12 protein-coding genes and 1 pseudogene are annotated in these 17255 nt (G+C 61.8%); 9 read left to right on the forward strand and 4 right to left on the reverse strand.

Annotated features, from left to right (window positions below; translation table 11 throughout):
- Positions 1 to 17: 17 nt before the first annotated feature.
- Complete coding sequence (locus GM655_RS08340; RefSeq protein WP_155434229.1) at positions 18 to 656, forward strand: hypothetical protein; 639 nt, start codon at positions 18 to 20, stop codon at positions 654 to 656.
- A 28-nt stretch (positions 657 to 684) separates the two neighbouring features.
- Here the strand turns inward: GM655_RS08340 and metH are convergent, their stop codons facing one another.
- Positions 685 to 4458: a methionine synthase gene (gene metH / locus GM655_RS08345; protein WP_155434789.1), complete on the reverse strand. Its 3774-nt coding sequence runs from the start codon at positions 4456 to 4458 to the stop codon at positions 685 to 687.
- A 339-nt stretch (positions 4459 to 4797) separates the two neighbouring features.
- On the opposite strand from metH, the gene GM655_RS08350 reads away from it, so the two are divergent.
- From GM655_RS08350 to GM655_RS08370, 5 genes are read left to right on the forward strand one after another with little or no spacing between them, the layout of a single operon-like run.
- Complete coding sequence (locus tag GM655_RS08350) at positions 4798 to 6459, forward strand: DUF1800 domain-containing protein (protein ID WP_155434230.1); 1662 nt, start codon at positions 4798 to 4800, stop codon at positions 6457 to 6459.
- Complete coding sequence (locus tag GM655_RS08355; RefSeq protein ID WP_155434231.1) at positions 6456 to 7790, forward strand: DUF1501 domain-containing protein; 1335 nt, start codon at positions 6456 to 6458, stop codon at positions 7788 to 7790. Before GM655_RS08350 ends, GM655_RS08355 begins: the two co-directional genes overlap by 4 nt.
- Before the next feature lie 31 nt (positions 7791 to 7821).
- Complete coding sequence (locus GM655_RS08360; RefSeq protein WP_155434232.1) at positions 7822 to 10125, forward strand: DUF4214 domain-containing protein; 2304 nt, start codon at positions 7822 to 7824, stop codon at positions 10123 to 10125.
- Positions 10126 to 10163: 38 nt separating this feature from the next.
- Entirely contained in the window at positions 10164 to 10619 is a 456-nt protein-coding gene (locus GM655_RS08365; protein WP_155434233.1) for a hypothetical protein, read from the forward strand.
- A complete protein-coding gene (locus tag GM655_RS08370; RefSeq protein WP_155434234.1) occupies positions 10619 to 11569 on the forward strand; it encodes a DUF2145 domain-containing protein in 951 nt (316 codons plus the stop codon). Before GM655_RS08365 ends, GM655_RS08370 begins: the two co-directional genes overlap by 1 nt.
- A 54-nt stretch (positions 11570 to 11623) precedes the next feature.
- On the opposite strand, the pseudogene GM655_RS08375 reads toward GM655_RS08370, so the two are convergent.
- The 3 genes and pseudogenes from GM655_RS08375 to def all read right to left on the reverse strand — a co-directional run bounded on the left by GM655_RS08375 (position 11624) and on the right by def (position 13934).
- Positions 11624 to 12259, reverse strand: a pseudogene (locus tag GM655_RS08375) (NAD(P)H-dependent oxidoreductase).
- 137 nt (positions 12260 to 12396) lie between these two features.
- Positions 12397 to 13353 (reverse strand): methionyl-tRNA formyltransferase, encoded by a 957-nt coding sequence (fmt, locus tag GM655_RS08380; RefSeq protein ID WP_155434235.1) that lies wholly within the window; start codon positions 13351 to 13353, stop codon positions 12397 to 12399.
- 38 nt (positions 13354 to 13391) lie between these two features.
- Positions 13392 to 13934, reverse strand: a complete 543-nt coding sequence (def, locus tag GM655_RS08385; protein WP_155434236.1) for a peptide deformylase — start codon at positions 13932 to 13934, stop codon at positions 13392 to 13394.
- Positions 13935 to 14221: 287 nt separating this feature from the next.
- Here def and GM655_RS08390 point away from each other — a divergent pair, with 287 nt between their 5' ends.
- The 3 genes from GM655_RS08390 to GM655_RS08400 all read left to right on the forward strand — a co-directional run bounded on the left by GM655_RS08390 (position 14222) and on the right by GM655_RS08400 (position 17070).
- Positions 14222 to 15364 carry a LysM peptidoglycan-binding domain-containing protein gene (locus GM655_RS08390; protein ID WP_155434237.1) on the forward strand — a complete coding sequence of 381 codons (1143 nt, stop codon included), beginning with the start codon at positions 14222 to 14224 and terminating at the stop codon, positions 15362 to 15364.
- Positions 15365 to 15372: 8 nt separating this feature from the next.
- Positions 15373 to 16503, forward strand: coding sequence for a DNA-processing protein DprA (dprA, locus tag GM655_RS08395; RefSeq protein ID WP_371866752.1), 1131 nt, complete (start codon positions 15373 to 15375; stop codon positions 16501 to 16503).
- Between the two features lie 102 nt (positions 16504 to 16605).
- A complete protein-coding gene (locus tag GM655_RS08400; RefSeq protein WP_155434238.1) occupies positions 16606 to 17070 on the forward strand; it encodes a Smg family protein in 465 nt (154 codons plus the stop codon).
- Positions 17071 to 17255 lie beyond the last annotated feature (185 nt).

The following is a 17255-nucleotide window of genomic DNA, read 5'->3' on the forward strand; positions in this document are numbered from 1 at the left end:
TGTTACGTGAGTAAACGATGGCTTTACCCATCCGCAGCCTGATCGCCCATTGTGTGAATCAGGTCATACGCCAGTACTACCCCAGACAATACAGCTCGCTGTGTCATGTGTATGCCATTGTCGGCTCCAACCTGATCAGCATCGTGCTGGACCGCGTGTACCGCCCCGTGGCGGGGCTGGCGGCCGTCGATTGTGGCGGCGGCCAGCTGATGACCATGCTCGACAACGCCGCCTTTGCCAATCCGGCCGGCGGTTCCTATCATTGCTGGATAGAATCGGCCGACGATCTGGTGAGCGAGCGCGAAGTGGTCGATCTGACTTTCCGCCATAACCACACTTATGCCGAGCAGAATGGCTTCGGCTGGCAGCGGGCCTTGCCGCCGGATTTCTTGTGGGGTAAGCAAAGCAGCATCGTGGTGCGTGCGCCGCTGCACGCGATACCGCGTGCCTTCCCCGATGGCATGGTGTGGCTGCAGGAGACGGACGAAGGCTGGCAGTGGATGATGCGCCAGTTGCAGGAACACCAGAGCGCCTTCGTTGCGCTGACGTCGGAAGCGCTCAAACTGTTTCAGGCCCATCTCGCGCCTGACTCTTCGCTGCTGGCCCACCCGCCGGCCACGCAGACGCCCGCCACCCTGCTGATGGCAGCCGTCTAGCGGGTTGCCCGGCCCGCCAGGCGCGGGCTCAGGACAGGTTAGGGGCCAGCCAGCTTTCCAGTTGTGCCTTGTCGACCTGACGGCGCGTCGCCATATCGTCGAGCTGGTCCTGGCCGATTTTACCGACCACGAAATACTTCGCTTCCGGATGGGCAAAGTAGAAGCCGGATACGGCCGCGCCCGGGTGCATCGCGAACGATTCCGTCAGCGTGATGCCGAGCGATTCCGGTTGCATGGTCTTGAACATATCGCGCTTGACGGTGTGCTCGGGGCAGGCCGGATAGCCGGGCGCCGGACGGATGCCGCGGTACTGCTCGCCGATCAGGGCGTTGTTGTCCAGCGTTTCGTCGGCCGCATAGCCCCACAGGTCGGTACGTACGCGCTGGTGCAGATATTCGGCAAACGCTTCGGCCAGACGGTCGGCCAGCGATTTCAGCATGATGGACGAGTAATCGTCATGCGCTGCCTCGAAACGCTGCTCGTGCTTCTCGATGCCCAAGCCGGCCGTGACGGCGAACATGCCGATGTAATCCTTCACGCCCGAGTCCTTGCTGGCGATGAAGTCGGCCAGACACTGGTTAGGCCGCTGCACGCCATCCACCACCGGCTTGACGCTTTGCTGGCGCAGGCCGTAGTAGGTGAAGTCCACCGTGCTGCGCGTGTCGTCCGTATAGATTTCGATATCGTCATGGTTGACGCTATTGGCCGGCAGCAGCGCGATCACGCCATTCGCGGTGAGCCAGCGGCCATCGATCAGTTTCTTCAGCAGGGCCTGTCCTTCGGCATACACCTTGGTCGCCGCTTCGCCCACCACTTCGTCCGTGAGGATGGCAGGGAACGGACCGGCCAGATCCCAGGTCTGGAAGAACGGACCCCAGTCGATGTACTGGGCGATGGTGGCCAGATCGACATTCTTGAATTCGCGCCGGCCGATGAACTTCGGCTTGACGGGCGCCTTCGCACCATCGAACGACAGCACCATCTTGTTGGCGCGTGCCTGTTCCAGCGTCAGCATAGGCAGGGCTTTCTTGCCCGCGTGCTGAACGCGGATACGCTCGTAGTCCTCGGCGATGTCGTCGATATACTGCTGGCGGCTTTCCGGCGTCAGCAGCGACTGCGCCACCGAGACGGAACGCGAAGCATCGGGTACATACACCACCGGGCCTTCGTAGTTATGGGCGATCTTCACGGCCGTGTGGGCGCGGCTGGTGGTGGCGCCGCCGATCAGCAGCGGGATCTTCAGCATGCGGAAGTGTTCGTCGCGCTGCATTTCCTTGGCCACGTGGGCCATCTCTTCCAGCGACGGCGTGATCAGGCCGGACAGGCCGATGATGTCGGCGTTCTCCAGTTTGGCGCGCGCCAGAATTTCCGAGCACGGCACCATCACGCCCATGTTGACCACTTCGAAGTTATTACATTGCAGGACCACGGAGACGATGTTCTTGCCGATGTCGTGCACATCGCCCTTGACGGTAGCGATGACGATCTTGCCCTTCGGTTTGGCGACGATGCCGGTACGCTTTTCTTCCGCCAGTTTTTCTTCTTCGATGAACGGCACCAGATGGGCCACGGCCTGCTTCATCACGCGCGCCGATTTGACCACCTGCGGCAGGAACATCTTGCCCTGACCGAACAGGTCGCCGACGATGTTCATACCGTCCATCAGCGGGCCTTCGATCACGTGGATAGGCCGGCCATTGGCCGCCATCACCTGCTGGCGCATGGCTTCCGTATCTTCGTTGATGTACTGGGTAATGCCGTGCACCAGCGCGTGCGCCAGACGTTTTTCTACCGGCAGATTGCGCCATTCCAGATTCTGTGCATCCTGCTTGCCGGCGCCCGCTTTGAGCGTGCCGGCGAATTCGATCATGCGCTCGGTGGCGTCTTCGCGGCGGTTCAGCACCACGTCTTCGACGCGCTCGCGCAGCTCGGCCGGCAGTTCGTCGTACACGCCCACCATGCCGGCGTTGACGATGCCCATGGTCATACCGGCCTTGATGGCGTGGTACAGGAATACCGTGTGGATGGCTTCGCGCGCCGGATCATTGCCGCGGAACGAGAACGATACGTTGGACACGCCGCCCGAGACTTTGGCGTGCGGCAGATTTTCGCGTATCCAGCGGGTGGCGTTGATGAAGTCCACCGCGTAGTTGTTGTGCTCTTCGATGCCGGTGGCAATCGCAAAAATGTTCGGGTCGAAGATGATGTCTTCCGGCGGGAAGCCCACGGTTTCCGTCAGCAGCTTGTAGGCACGCGCGCAGATTTCGATCTTGCGCTCGAAGGTATCGGCCTGACCTTTTTCATCGAAGGCCATGACGATCACGGCAGCACCGTAGCTCAGGCACAGCTTGGCCTGACGGATGAATTCTTGCTCGCCTTCCTTCATCGAAATCGAGTTGACCACCGATTTACCCTGCACGCATTTGAGGCCGGCTTCGATCACCGACCATTTGGACGAATCGATCATGATAGGCACGCGCGAGATGTCCGGTTCCGACGCGATCAGATTCAGGAAGCGCGTCATCGCGGCCTGCGAATCGAGCATCGCCTCGTCCATGTTGATGTCGATGATCTGGGCGCCGTTTTCCACCTGCTGGCGCGCCACGCTCAGAGCCTCGTCATACTGCTCGTTGAGGATCATGCGCGCAAAGGCTTTCGAGCCCGTCACGTTGGTACGCTCGCCCACGTTGACGAACAGCGAGGACTCGTCGATGGTGAACGGCTCCAGACCGGACAGGCGCTGGGCTACCGGCACTTGCGGCACCTGGCGCGGCGCCGTGGTTGCTAGGATCTCGCCGATCGCGCGGATGTGATCGGGCGTGGTGCCGCAGCAGCCGCCGGCGATGTTGATGAAGCCTGCTTCGGCAAATTCGCGCAGCAGCGCCGAAGTATCGGCCGGCAGTTCGTCGAAGCCGGTGTCGCTCATCGGGTTGGGCAGGCCGGCATTCGGGTAGATGCAGACGAAGGTATCGGCGATCTGCGACAGTTCTTCCGCATACGGGCGCATCAGCGCTGCACCGAGCGCGCAGTTCAGGCCTATGGTCAGCGGCTTGGCGTGGCGTACCGAGTTCCAGAAAGCGGGCACGGTCTGGCCGGACAGGATGCGGCCCGAGGCATCGGTGACGGTGCCTGAGATCATCAGCGGCAGGCGTGGCTGCTCTGGGTGCTGCTCATAGTACTGGTCGATGGCGAACAGGGCGGCCTTGCAGTTGAGCGTATCGAAGATGGTTTCCACCAGCAGCAGATCGACGCCACCGGCTACCAGACCTTCTACCTGCTGGTGGTAGGCCGCAACCAACTGGTCGAAAGTGATGTTGCGCGCGGCCGGATCGTTGACGTCGGGCGAAATCGAAGCCGTCTTCGGGGTCGGGCCCAGTGCGCCGGCCACGAAGCGCGGCTTGTCGGCGCTGCTGTACTTGTCGCAGGCGGCGCGCGCCAGCTTGGCCGCTTGCACGTTCATTTCATAGGCCAGATGGCCCATGTGGTAGTCGTCCTGCGCGATGGTGGTAGCGCCAAAGGTATTGGTTTCGATGATGTCGGCACCGGCGGCCAGATAGCGCTCGTGGATTTCCTGTATCACCTGCGGCTGGGTCAGCGTCAGCAGTTCGTTATTGCCTTTGACGAACAGCTCGCGCGCGCCGGAATCGGCCGGGGCGGCGAAATCAATGAAGGCGCCCTGCGGGCCGCCACGGTAAGCCACTTCATCGAGCTTGTACTGTTGAATGATAGTGCCCATCGCACCGTCGAGAATCATGATGCGGCGCGCGAGAATTGCGCGCAGTTGGGCATCGGTCTTGGACATGACGGGGCGGGACACGTTGTTGTTCATTTGCTACTTTCTGAGATCGTGGACGGGCGGGGTCCAGAAGTTGAAGGCGGTCTGAGATTATACGGCATCGCAAAATTTGCTTCAGAAAATCACGTGCTCGCAGCAACAAAATGCTGTGCCGCGCAGGAAAGTGTGGTGGGCGGCGCCAGACTGGGGTATTGCCAGGTGGCGCGGCGCAATATTGATTCCTGAAATATTTGGTAGGCAATTATTGTAAGCAATTGTAAATGCGTGTAATTTGGTTGTTGAGCTTGCCGCCGTTGCGCCTGCAAGCATCGTTTGCCGCCGTCTCAAGCTGAAAGGAAGTTGACCATGAATGGTCTGTGTAACTGGCGTTGGCCGCTGGCTGGCGCGCTGCTGCCGCTGTTGCTGGCCTGCTCGCCGGGCAGCCAAACACCGCCAGCAGAGTCGGCCGGTCAGGTCAAGCCGCAGGCGGAGCTGCGGATGAATTTTTACGCGGCTTCCCGCGCTGCCGAGCAGGTGAGTTTTGGGGCAAATCCGGCATTGGTGGCGGAGCTGCAGCGCAAGGGGCTGGCGAGCTGGATCGATGAGCAATTTGCGCTGCCGCCAAGTACGGCAGTGTCGCCAACCTGGGTGCGTTATTACGATGATAAAAATGAGTTAGCCAGTAACCGCGCTGGTAACTTTCCGTCCGACCAGTTCTGGCGTCGTGCGCTGAGTGCGCCCGACCAATTGCGCCAGCGCGTGACATGGGCACTATTCCAATTCATTCCCGTGGCGCAGGGCCAGCCGAATGGCCAGGTTCAGTATTACAACATGCTGATCAACAATGCCTTCGGCACGTATCCGCAGTTACTGCATGAAGTGACGGTGCAGCCCATGATGGGCTGGTATCTGAACAACGAGACTAACCGTCCGCCTTCGCCCCAGTGCCTGGGCTGTACCCCTAACGAGAATTATGCGCGCGAGCTGATGCAACTGTTTTCCATCGGCGTGGTGCAGCTCAATAGCGATGGCAGCGTGATCCGCGATGCCAACGGTAAACCGCGCGAGACATATACCCAGAAGGATGTGGAAGCACTGGCACGGGCTCTAACGGGCTGGCGCGGTGCCTGGGATAATGACCCGCTGAGCAAGATGGCGAATTTCGACCAGCGCATGACGCCCGAAGCGGAAGCGTTTCTGCACGATAGCAAGGCCAAGGTGGTGATGGGCATGCCGCTGGTCGCCGGCATGGGCGCTGCGGCCGAACTCGATGCAGTGATAGCTTTGCTGATGCAGCACCCGAATGTGGCGCCCTTCGTGAGCTTGCGACTGATCCAGCATTTGGTGACCAGCAACCCGTCGCCGGCCTACCTGAGCCGGATCAGCACCGTATTTCGTAACAATGGCAGCGGGGTGGCTGGCGATCTGCGTGCCGTGGTCAAAGCTATTTTGCTGGATCCGGAAGCGCGTGCCGGCGACGTGCCCGGTCAGCAAACCCGGCAATCTGGCAAGTTCCGCGAGCCGGTGCAGTGGATGAGTGCTCTGATGCGCGGACTCGCGTGCACGGCGCCATTGTATAGCTCGGATGGCAAGAGTCAGTGGGTGGTGGGGCCGCCGGGTCAGCCGCCCAATGCGCCGCCCAGTGTGTTTTCCTTCTATCAGGCCACTGACCGCGTACCGGGCAGCAATCTGCTGGCGCCAGAGCAAAAGATCGTGGGAACGATGGAATTGAATAGTCGTTTAGGTATGCTCAACTGGCATTTGTTGGACAGTAACAACCCTGCCAGTGCCAGCAACCGTAGCAATAGCGGTTGTGACCTCAGTACGCCGGCTCAGTTGTTGCGTACCGATCCCACGGCATTTCTGGACATGGTCAGTCAGCGCTGGTTCCGTGGCGCCATGCCGCCTACCTTGCGCAGCAAGATGGCCACGCTGATGCAGTCGGAAACCTGGAATAGCAATGAGGAAGGGGCTTTGACGATGATTCAGTTCGCACTGGCCAGTCCCTACTATGGAGTAATGCGATGAAGCGACGGGATTTTTTGCGGGCCGGGACCCTGCTTGGATTGGGCGGCATGGGGCTGCTGGGGGCACAAGCGGCAGGCGGTGGTGACTACAAGGCTTTGGTATGCCTGTACCTGAATGGCGGCAACGACGGCAATAACACCTTGATTCCGCTGGATGGTGCGTATAACGACTACGCCGCGGCGCGGCCCGTGCTGGCGCTGCCCAAGGAAACGCTGGCACCGCTGAGCGGCAGCAGCGCAGGCCACAGTTTCGGCCTGCATCCGGCGCTGGCGCCGCTGGCCGAGCTGTACAACCAGCATCGCCTCGCGTGGATAGCCAACGCCGGGCCTTTGCTGGTGCCATCGACGGCAGAGCAGGTGATCAATAATGCTGTGCCACTGCCGCCTTTCCTGATGTCGCATAGCGACCAGACGGCCATGCAGCAAGGCTGGGGAGGGGACGCCGATGCCAGCGGCTGGGGCGGGCGCGGGCTGGAGCTGATGCCGACCACGCTGCTCAATCCTTTGCGCGCGATGACCATGAACCAGGATCGTACGCTGGTACTGGGCCGCAATTCTCCAGTGTCCTTGATGACTTCGGGCGGCATGCAATATTGGGGCAGGGCCGATCTGGCCCAGCCGCAGTCGTACTGGACGCAAGCACTCAACACCATGGCGCGCTGGCAGTTCAACAACGATTACGAGGCCGGCTTTGCCCGCAATTTTGGCGCGAGCCTGGAAGACTCCACCCTGCTGGTGAAAGTGCTGGCGATGGCGCAAGCCCCCAAGGCGGATTTTGCCTCGGACGAACTGGCGAATAATCTGCGTGCGCTGGCTTCCGCGATTCCGGTATTTAAGTCCATGGGCTACCGGCGGCAGATTTTTCTGGTGAGCTGGGGCGGGTTCGACACCCACTTTGGCCAGCGCGGTAGTGAAGCGCGTACCCAGGATAGCCAGTTGGCCATCGTCGGCAAGGCCGTGGCGGCATTTGACCAGGCCAATCGCGCCTCTGGTGTGGATATGGATGTGACGACGCTGATGATGAGCGATTTTGGCCGTACGCTGCGTCCCGCCTCCGGGGCCGGTTCCGATCATGCCTGGGGCAATCATTGGTTCGTGCTGGGCGGCGCGGTCGCGGGAGGACAGGTGGTTGGGCAATTCCCTTCGCTGGTGCTGGGCGGGCGCGATGATGGCGACCCCGGCGGTGGTGGCCGTATGGTGCCGACCACCAGTACGGAGCAGGTGGCGGCAACCTTGATGCAGTGGCTAGGCTTGCCTGATTCTGCCTTGCCATCAGTGTTCCCGACCCTGGCCAACTTCAGCGTCCACAAGCTGCCGATATTGCGTGGCTAGATGCCGCTCCACCAGAGACAGAAAGATCACTATGGAAGTTAAAGGTAGCGCAGGGGCGGATCTATACGATCAGCAGAAGCTCGGTATCACGGACTGGCTAGATTATTTCGGTCTGGGCGGCGACGATATTATTCGCATGTATCGGGGTGGTGTGAATCCCGGTGCCGGGAATGATATGGTAGAAAAATTGCCGGGTAACCAATGGGACAAACTGGCCGTGCGCTATTGGGATGCGCCGGCCGGGGTGGTGGTGGACCTGGCCAGCGGTTCGGCGCAGGATGGCTGGGGCAGCTTCGACATACTGGTACATGTCGATGATGTGCATAGCGGTGGCGCGAACGACCGCCTGTATGGTAGTGACGGCGACAATCTGTTCTCGACCGGCGGCGGGCAGGATATCGTTGATGGCCGTGGCGGCATCGACACCATCATCCTGCCCTGGGTCGATGGCCATGTGGCGACGCTGGCGGACTTGAAGATCGCAGTCTCGCTCGACGGTAGCCACGCTCTGATCACAGCACCGGCCGATGCGAACTACCGCTTAGATATCAGCAATGTCGAACTGATAGCGCTGGACTGGAGCCAGCCCCGCCTGGCGCTACGCGACTTCATTACGCCCGAGCAGATCGCCGAGCAGGCCATTGCTGCAGGCAGCAATCTGCGCTGGAATGCCGATGCAGCAGTGGGCAGCAAGGTGACAGTGAGCTATAGCTTCGTGAGCACGGCCCCTGCCAGCGGCGTGGGGGCAAGCGGCTTCCGTGCGTTCAGTGCAGCCGAGCAGCAGGTGGTGCGCAAATTGCTGGCCGAAACCAGCGCGCTGAGCGGCATCAGTTTCAGCGAAGTGGCCGATAGCGCCAGCAACCATGGCCAGATCCGCTTCGGCGTGAGCCAGCAAAGCGCAACCGAAGGCGTGGCCTGGCTGCCCAATCAGAGCGGGGCCGGGGATCAGGCCGGCGACGTGTGGATGGATGTGGAATCCATGGCCAATCTGACGCCGGGCAGCGAAGGCTATGCGGCCTTGTTGCATGAACTGGGTCACGCGCTGGGCTTGCGCCATCCGACCAATGTCGACCCGGGTGATGCCTGGAGCAATGTGGTGATGGCCGCGTTTAACAGCAAGCAGACTTCGGTGATGGCGTCGGCTGCTTCCGCCGATGGACTATTCCGCTCGGACTGGGGACTGTACGACGTGCTGGCGCTGCGCTATCTGTATGGCAGCAAGTTGCATGCGGCGGGGGACGACCATTATCAGTTCGGTGCCGCGACCAGCACCAGTAGTACGCTGGTCGATGATGGCGGGACAGACAGCATCGATGCCAGCGCAGCGACGCTGGGCGTGCAGATCAATCTGACTCCGGGCAGTCTGTCCAGCATAGGCTTGACGCCCGGCGGCGTGGCTGCCGTGAATAATCTGGCCATCGCAGCCGATAGCTGGATCGAACAGGCGATAGGCTCGCGTTACGACGATGTCCTGATCGGCAATGAGCGTGACAATCTGCTGCAGGGCAATGGCGGCAATGATGTGATCGATGGCGGTGCGGGGCAGGATACCGTGCTGTTTGCTGGCAGCATGAGCGATTACACCATCAACTCAAGTTACGACACCCTACAAGTGGCGGCCAAAGATGGCCAGTCCGGCTTTGCCACGCTGAGCCAGGTAGAAATACTGGCGTTTGGCGATGGCCGCCGTAGCCTGATGGGCGATAACGGCGCGAACAATCTGCAAGGCGGTGCCGCCGATGATGTGTTCACGGGGAGCGGTGGCAATGATACGCTGGACGGCGGCGCCGGCCGGGACTGGGCCTTCTACAGCGCGGCGCGCAGTCAGTACACCATCCACAAGAGTGCGGGCGGCTACAGCATTACTGATAACAGCGGCGCCGAAGGCGTGGATCAGCTAATCAATATGGAACGTTTGCAGTTCAGCGATCAGGCGGTGGCGCTCGATATCAATGGCGTGGGCGGCAAGGCTTACCGGATTTATCAGGCAGCGTTCGACCGCAGTCCGGATGCAGTGGGTCTGGGCTTCTGGATCAGTGTGATGGATAAGGGCTATGCGCTGGTGGACGTGGCGGCAGAGTTTATCAAATCGACGGAGTTTTCCACACTCTATGGCGCTCAGCCTACGAATACGGAGCTGCTCGGACGGATTTATCAGAACGTGCTGCACCGCACGCCGGATGCGGGCGGCTATGCGTTCTGGCTCGATGTGCTGAACCGTGGCGCAGTCAGCCGGGCAGAAGTGCTGGCCGCGTTCAGCGAAAGTCCGGAGAATCAGGAGGCGCTAATAGGCGTGATCGGCCAGGGATTTAACTATCAGCCCTTTACCGGCTGAGGCTATACTGATGTCCTCGTTCAACCTAGGACTTTGCGATGAAAATTTTTCAGTCTTGGCAGCTGGCTGTAATAGCCTGCGCTTTTGTTACGGCTAGTGCCCAGGCCGATAGCTCCGTGTCGTCGGCTTCCAGTGCCGGCTCGGCTTCCAGCGGCAGCGTCTCCGATTCACTGAGCAGTTCCAGCAATAGCTCGGGTGGCAACCAGCGTAAAGTCGCCGATGGCAATTACCACATCATCGATATCGCGGCCATGCCGGGCCATGCTGACCGCACGCGTCTGACGCTGCAAGGCGAGCAGCCGGACCAGCAAGTGGTGCTGGATCTGCCGCACAGCACGTTCGCGGCCCAGCATCTGGGCCGTGGTGATCGCATGTATGCACAGAACCGTGTGTACGGGATCGAGTTTGGCCGTAGCGATCAGCGTCAGCCGTTTTATCTGGTGCTGGCCGATGCGTGGTACGGCGAACTGGCATCGCGCCCCGTCAGTCTTTGATGCGGCAATGGGCGGCTGGGCTGCTGCTGGCAGGCACGGCCGCGGCAGCTCAGGCTAGCACGCAGGCGCCGGATGCGGCGTTCGCGCCAGCCCCTGTCCGTGCAGGCCGCGGTTCGGGTGCCTCGCATTTCTGTGACCGTAGCCAAGCCCTGAGCGCCATCGAGCAGGACCGCTTGCTGCGCTTCGCCGCTGCGCTGCGCGATGAACTGGGCGAGGACGACGATATTGTTTTGCTGAGCCGTTCTGGCCTGGATTTGAGCCGCTTTGCCATCCGTTATTCGCATGCGGCACTAGCCTGGCGTTCGGCCGAAGGCCGCTGGTCGGCGCGCCAGCTTTACTACGCCTGCGACGAAGGACGGCCACGTATCTATGATCAGGGACTGGCCGGATTTGCCCTGGGCACGGATGACCCTGCGCTTGGCTTTGTCTCGCTGGTGCGTATGCCGGCGCAGGCGAGTACCGCCTTGCGCCCCGCACTGCTCGATGCCAGCCGCGTGCAGCATTTGCTGGCGGCTAGTTATAGCGCGAATGCGTACGCGTATAGCGTGCAATATCAGAACTGCAATCAGTGGGTAGTGGAAATGCTGGCGGCGGGCTGGGCCGATCTAGCTGACGGTGAGGACCTGCGCCTGCGTGCCCAGGCCTGGCTGGCTCAGGCGGTCTACGCGCCGCAGCCGGTCGAAGTGGGATCGCGCTGGCTGATGCTGGCATCGGCCTTTGTACCCTTGCTGCATCTGGACGACCATCCGCCCGAGGCGCGTAGCGCCATGCGCCTGCAAGTGAGCTTGCCGGTCGCGATAGAGCAGTTTGTGCAGCAGCGTTTTCCGGGCAGCAGCCGGGTGGAGCTGTGCCACGATGAACACCAGATCGTGGTGCATCGTGGCTGGTCGCCCGTCGCTGCCGGCTGTGTGGCGGGACCGGATGACCGTGTGATACCGCTGGCCGACTAGGGCCGCCTGCGGCTGTCAGGGCGCACCGGCGGCGTGGCCGGCGCGCCGCGGACATCAGGCGATTTCGGACACCAGATGCTCGCTCGAGCGGCGGACTTTTTTCAGGTTGACCAGCCAGTCGCCGTCGTTGGCGCGGTAGCCGAGTGGCAGGATCACCACCGAGCGCAGGCCGCGCTGTTTCAGGCCCAGAATCTCATCGACGGCAGCCGGATCGAAACCTTCCATCGGCGTGGCATCGACCTGCTCTTCAGCAGCAGCCACCAGCGCGACGCCCAGCGCGATGTAGGCTTGACGGGCGGCCGCGTCGAAGTTGGCCTGGTCGCCACGGGCGGCAACGATGCCTTTGAGCTGTTTGCGATAGGCTTCCCAGCCTTCATTGATGAAGCCGCGCTGCTCGTTGGTCAGATCGAACATCATATCGATGCGCGCTTCGGTGATGTTGTCTCATGCGGCAAAGACCAGCAGGTGGGACGCTTCCGTCACCTGGGCCTGATTCCAGGCCACGGTCTGCATCTGGGCGCGTTTTTCCGGATTGGTCACGAGCAGCACTTCGAACGGCTGCAGGCCGCTCGAAGTGGGGGCCAGACGGATCGCTTCGAGGATGCGCTCGACCTTGTCGGCGGCGACCTTTTTGGAAGCGTCGTATTTTTTGGTGGCGTAGCGCCAGTTCAGTTTGTCAATCAGCGTCATGGGTGGTGTTCCTGTGAATATGTTATCAGTCAGAGCAGAACCCGCTCATTAGCGGGCTCTAGCATAAGACGTTAACATAAATTCTCAGGATGCGCTGAGCGCCCCCGGTTTTGCGCCGGGCGCGGGCAGGCTGAAACTCAGCCCAGCTTCAGGCCTTCGAGCGGGAAGCCCTTGATGAACTCGGCAGCCGGCAAGCGTTTGCCGCCCGGTTTCTGCAGCGAAGTCAGGCGCAGCGTACCCGTGCCGCAGGCCACCACGATGCCGTGCTGGGCATCGGCCGCGAGGATCTGGCCCGGCTCGGCCTTGCTGCTGGCAGGCAGCACTTCCGCGCCCCACAGCTTGATGTGCACGCCGTTGACGCTGGCATGGGCACCGGGGAAGGGATTGAAGGCGCGGATCTTGCGGTCGAGTTCTATGGCGGACAGGCTGAAGTCCAGCGCCGCTTCTTCCTTGCTGATCTTGGCGGCGTAGTTGACGCCCGCTTCCGGCTGCGGCACGGCTTCGAGCTGGCCGTGCTGAAGCTGGCGCAAGGCTTGCACTATCATCTGGCCGCCCATGGCGGCCAGCTTGTCGTGCAGCGTGCCGGTACTGTCGTGCGCGGTGATGGGCAGGTTTTCCACCAGCAGCATGGGGCCCGTATCGAGGCCTTCTTCCATCTGCATGATGGTGATGCCGGTTTCCTTGTCGCCCGCTTCGATGGCGCGGTGGATCGGTGCGGCGCCGCGCCAGCGCGGCAGCAGCGAACCGTGGATGTTCAGGCAGGGCTTGATGTCGAGCGTGCTGCGCGGCAGGATCAGGCCATAGGCCGCCACCACCATCACATCGTAGGGCGTGGACAACAGGCGCTGGTGCGCAGCTTTGGCCTGTTCGGCGCGCACCGGATCAGGGCTGTCCATGCGCAGCGACAGCGGCTGCAGCACTTCCATGCCGTGTGCCACGGCGTACTGCTTGACGGCGGACGGCTGCAAATGCATGCCGCGCCCGGCCGGGCGGTCGGGCTGGGTCAGCACCAGCGGAATTTCAAAACCGGCCTCGTGCAGAGCTTGCAGGGCCACGGCGGCAAATTCCGGCGTGCCGGCGAAAATCACTTTCATGCGGGATTCCTGATCGGTAGCGTAAGACGGGCAGCCGCTTAGAAGCGGCGGCCTTGCGCGCGCAGTTGGGCCGCACGTTCCATGCCGCGCTCTTCTTTCAGCAGCTTGGTCTTGATGCGGTTGCGCTTGAGTGGCGACAGGTATTCGACAAATACCTTACCCTTCAGGTGATCCATTTCGTGCTGGATGCAGACGGCCAGCAGACCATCGGCTTCCAGTTCGAAGGCCTGGCCTTTGGCGTCGAGTGCGCGCACCTTGACGCGGGCCGGGCGTTCCACGCCGTCGTACACGCCGGGCACGGACAGACAGCCTTCGTCATACACTTCGCGTTCTTCGCTGGTCCAGAGGATTTCCGGATTGATGAATACTTGCAGTGCATCCTTGGTTTCGGTCGTGTCGATTACCACTACCTGTTCATGCACGTCCACCTGCGAAGCGGCCAGACCCACGCCCGGTGCGTCGTACATGGTTTCGGCCATGTCGGCCACGAGTTTTTCCAGCCGCTCGTCGAACACGGTCACAGGCTGGGCCACCTTGTGCAGACGGGGATCGGGATAACGCAAAATATTCAGGATAGCCATAAGGGGTAGGTAACTCTCGATGTAATACGACGGCTGTCGTAGTTGATAACTATGTGGTTGCCTTGATAACGCGGGCTGCAGTGGCTGCACATCGCACTATGTTTATTGACCCGAAATGCAACACAGAGACACAGTGGTTTCGCTTGCTAGTTCAGGGTTTTGTGGGCAGAATTTGATTCAATTTGGCAACTTCAGCGACCTGCATGGTGTAACGGCAGGGTACTGTTTGCGGTGTGTGCCTGAGGCATGATTTGCATGGCTAGCGGGCACACTTACTGGATCCAACTATGAAAAATTTTAGCACAGTCGGCCCCCGCTTAGCACGGACACGCGCGTGGACAGGTCTGGCGGCCGCGCTGGCGCTGGGCAGCATCACCCTGCTGGCGGCCAGCGCCCATGCGGCGCCAGATGCTTGCAGCTTCCGTGCCGATGCGCCGGACCAGCATAAAGTGGTCAAGGGCGATACCTTGTGGGACATTGCCGGCCGCTTCCTCGACCAGCCGTGGTGCTGGCCTACCGTGTGGGGCATGAACCGCGAAGAAATCGCCAACCCGCACTGGATTTATCCGGGCCAGATCATCTGGTTCGACCGCACGGCCGGACGCTTGCGGCTGGGCCAGCCGCTGGCTGTCAGCACGGACGATGGCAGCGGCCTGCCCAGCCAGCGCCTGCAGCCGCAGGCGCGCGTGCTGGGCGTGGGGCAGGATGCCATCAGCAGCATTCCCGCCCATGTGATCGAACCTTTCCTGACCCAGCCGCTGATTATCGAAAACGACGAGCTCACGGGCGCGCCGCGCATAGTCGCCACGCCGGATAACCATGTGTTCATCGGCAAGGACGACAAGGCTTATGTGCGCGGCACGCTGACCGGTGGCCCGACCTTCCAGGCTTTCCGTCCCGGTAAGCCGCTGAAGGATCCGCAGACCGGGCAGGTGATTGCCTACGAAGCCTTCTATCTGGGCACGCTGAGCCTGCAGGCGGAAGCGCCGCCCGGTAGCGATGTGCATACCTTCATCGTGCAGAACGCCAAGGAAGAAATGGGCAAGGGCGACCAATTGCGGCCGTTACCACCGATGCCCATGCAGAACTTCGTACCCCACGCACCGGCCCAGCCCGTGGCCGCGCGCGTGCTGGCCATCTACGGCGGCGTTTCCCATGCCGGGCAGAATCAGGTGGTCAGCATTAATCGCGGCCAGCTTGACGGACTCGATATCGGCGCTGTGCTGCAGCTTTACCATACAGGCAAGACTGTGAACGACGAGACGGCGCCGAAAAGCTGGCTGGGCTTGCGTACGCAGCAGGTCAAGTTGCCCGACGAGAAAGTAGGTAACTTGTTTATTTTCCGCGTGTTCAAGCATGTGTCGTATGGCTTGATCATGCAGGTGTCGGCGCCAGTGGAGGTGGGCGACTACGCCAAATCACCCGAGTGAGGTGTGCCGTGCCAGCCACGGATATCCAGCCTGAAGAAATACAGCCGGTCAGTGCGCAAGCGCTGGCCGGCTGTTTGCGTTTACAGCAGGTGGCCGGCGTAGGCCTGCTGACGGCGCACCGCCTGCTGCAGCGCTACGGCAGCTATCAGGCGCTGTTCGAAGCCGACTACACTGCGCTGCTGGGCTGTCTGCGGCCGGCCCAGGCCAGCGCCGTGCTGGCGCCGCCTGCGCCCGCACTGGCCGCGCTGGTTGAGACGACCTTGCGCTGGCAGCAGCAGGGCGGCCACGCGCTGCTGGCTTACGGGGCGCCCGGCTACCCGCCGCTGCTGGCGCGTCTGCCGGCACCGCCGTTGCTGTTATATGTGCAGGGCCGGCGCGCATTGCTGGCGCGTACGGCGCTGGCCATCGTCGGTTCGCGCAATGCGAGCCAGCAGGGCAAGCTGACGGCCCAGCGCATGGCGCATGCGTTGTCCGACGCAGGCCTGACCATTGTTTCGGGGCTGGCGCTGGGCATCGATGGCGCCGCCCATGCAGGCGGGCTGGCGGGGCAGGGTAGCACGGTGGCCTGCATAGGCACGGGGCCGGACCGCATCTATCCGGCCGCGCATGCGGCGCTGGCACATCGCATTGCCGTCGAGGGCTGTGTGGTCAGCGAGTTCGCGCTGGGTACGCCGCCCTTGCGCGACAACTTCCCTTGCCGTAATCGCCTGATCAGCGGGCTGGCGGCCGGCGTGCTGGTGGTCGAAGCGGCGGCCAAGTCCGGCTCGCTGATTACGGCACGGCTGGCCGTGCATCAGGGCAAGGAGCTGTATGCCATGCCCGGCTCCATCCACGCCACGCTGGCCAAGGGTTGTCACCAGCTAATCCGGCGCGATGGCGCTAAGCTGGTCGAGAGTGCCGATGATATTCTGGTCGATCTGGGGCTGCTCGAAAGGACCGGTGCCGGCTATACCCAGCCTGATGATGCGTTTGTCGATACGCTGCTGCAGGCGCTGGGTCAGCAGTGTGCCACGGCTGACGGGCTGGCCATGCAACTGGGCCAGCCCGTAGCGGAGCTGCAGGGGCAGTTGTTGGCGCTGGAGCTGGCCGGACTCGTCGAGCGCCTGCCGGGCGGGCAATTTCAGCGTGTGTGGCAGTAGCTGCTATGCGTGCAGGCAGGTGGCGCTGCCGTCGCGCCGCTGTACAAGACAAAGCCGGGGCGAGACTTGTCGGCGCGCAGCCTTAGCTGATAGAGTAGAGCCATGTTCGATATCCTTGTCTACCTCTACGAAACCTACTACCGTCCGGACGCCTGCCCGGAGCCGGTAGCGCTGGCCAAGAAACTTTCGGCCATAGGCTTCGATGACGTGGAAATTTCCGAAGCACTGGTGTGGCTGGGCGACCTCACGGCCATGGCCGGTGTGGAACAATCGCTGACGGCGGCCTCGACCGGCACACGTTTCTACGTGGACGAGGAGCACGACGCACTGGGCAGCCAGGCCATAGGCTTCATCCAGTTCCTCGAATCGGCCAAAGTGCTGTCGCCGCTACAGCGTGAAATCGTGATCGAACGGGCGCTGTCGCTGGGCGAAACGCCGATTGCGCTGGCCAAACTCAAGGTGATCGTGCTGATGTTGCTCTGGAGTCAAGGTAAAGAGCCAGACGCCCTGATGTTCGACGATCTGTTCGGCTCGGACGAAGATCAAGCCCCGCGCTTGCTGCATTAAACTTGCAGTTTTGAAAATGTTGTGCGCCATACCGGTGCGCAAGCCGCTTGCAGTGCTGCCCGCAAGGCGCTTATTATTGGCGCTTTGACTAGTCACTTTGACAATTTTTATCGTGTCGTTCTTGCCTTCAGGCGCGCAAACGTGCAGACTGCGCGGCGAGCCATGTATGATGCGCATGCTGCACC

The organism is Pseudoduganella danionis, from assembly GCF_009720775.1.
GTDB lineage: Bacteria > Pseudomonadota > Gammaproteobacteria > Burkholderiales > Burkholderiaceae_D > Rugamonas > Rugamonas danionis.

Coding starts and splice junctions, on each gene's coding strand:
- GM655_RS08370 (WP_155434234.1), top strand. CDS start 10,619: ATGCGGCAATGGGCGGCTGGGCTGCTGCTGGCAGGCACGGCCGCGGCA.
- GM655_RS08360 (WP_155434232.1), top strand. CDS start 7,822: ATGGAAGTTAAAGGTAGCGCAGGGGCGGATCTATACGATCAGCAGAAG.
- metH (WP_155434789.1), bottom strand. CDS start 4,458: ATGTCCAAGACCGATGCCCAACTGCGCGCAATTCTCGCGCGCCGCATC.
- GM655_RS08355 (WP_155434231.1), top strand. CDS start 6,456: ATGAAGCGACGGGATTTTTTGCGGGCCGGGACCCTGCTTGGATTGGGC.
- GM655_RS08365 (WP_155434233.1), top strand. CDS start 10,164: ATGAAAATTTTTCAGTCTTGGCAGCTGGCTGTAATAGCCTGCGCTTTT.
- fmt (WP_155434235.1), bottom strand. CDS start 13,353: ATGAAAGTGATTTTCGCCGGCACGCCGGAATTTGCCGCCGTGGCCCTG.
- GM655_RS08400 (WP_155434238.1), top strand. CDS start 16,606: ATGTTCGATATCCTTGTCTACCTCTACGAAACCTACTACCGTCCGGAC.
- GM655_RS08390 (WP_155434237.1), top strand. CDS start 14,222: ATGAAAAATTTTAGCACAGTCGGCCCCCGCTTAGCACGGACACGCGCG.
- def (WP_155434236.1), bottom strand. CDS start 13,934: ATGGCTATCCTGAATATTTTGCGTTATCCCGATCCCCGTCTGCACAAG.
- GM655_RS08350 (WP_155434230.1), top strand. CDS start 4,798: ATGAATGGTCTGTGTAACTGGCGTTGGCCGCTGGCTGGCGCGCTGCTG.
- GM655_RS08340 (WP_155434229.1), top strand. CDS start 18: ATGGCTTTACCCATCCGCAGCCTGATCGCCCATTGTGTGAATCAGGTC.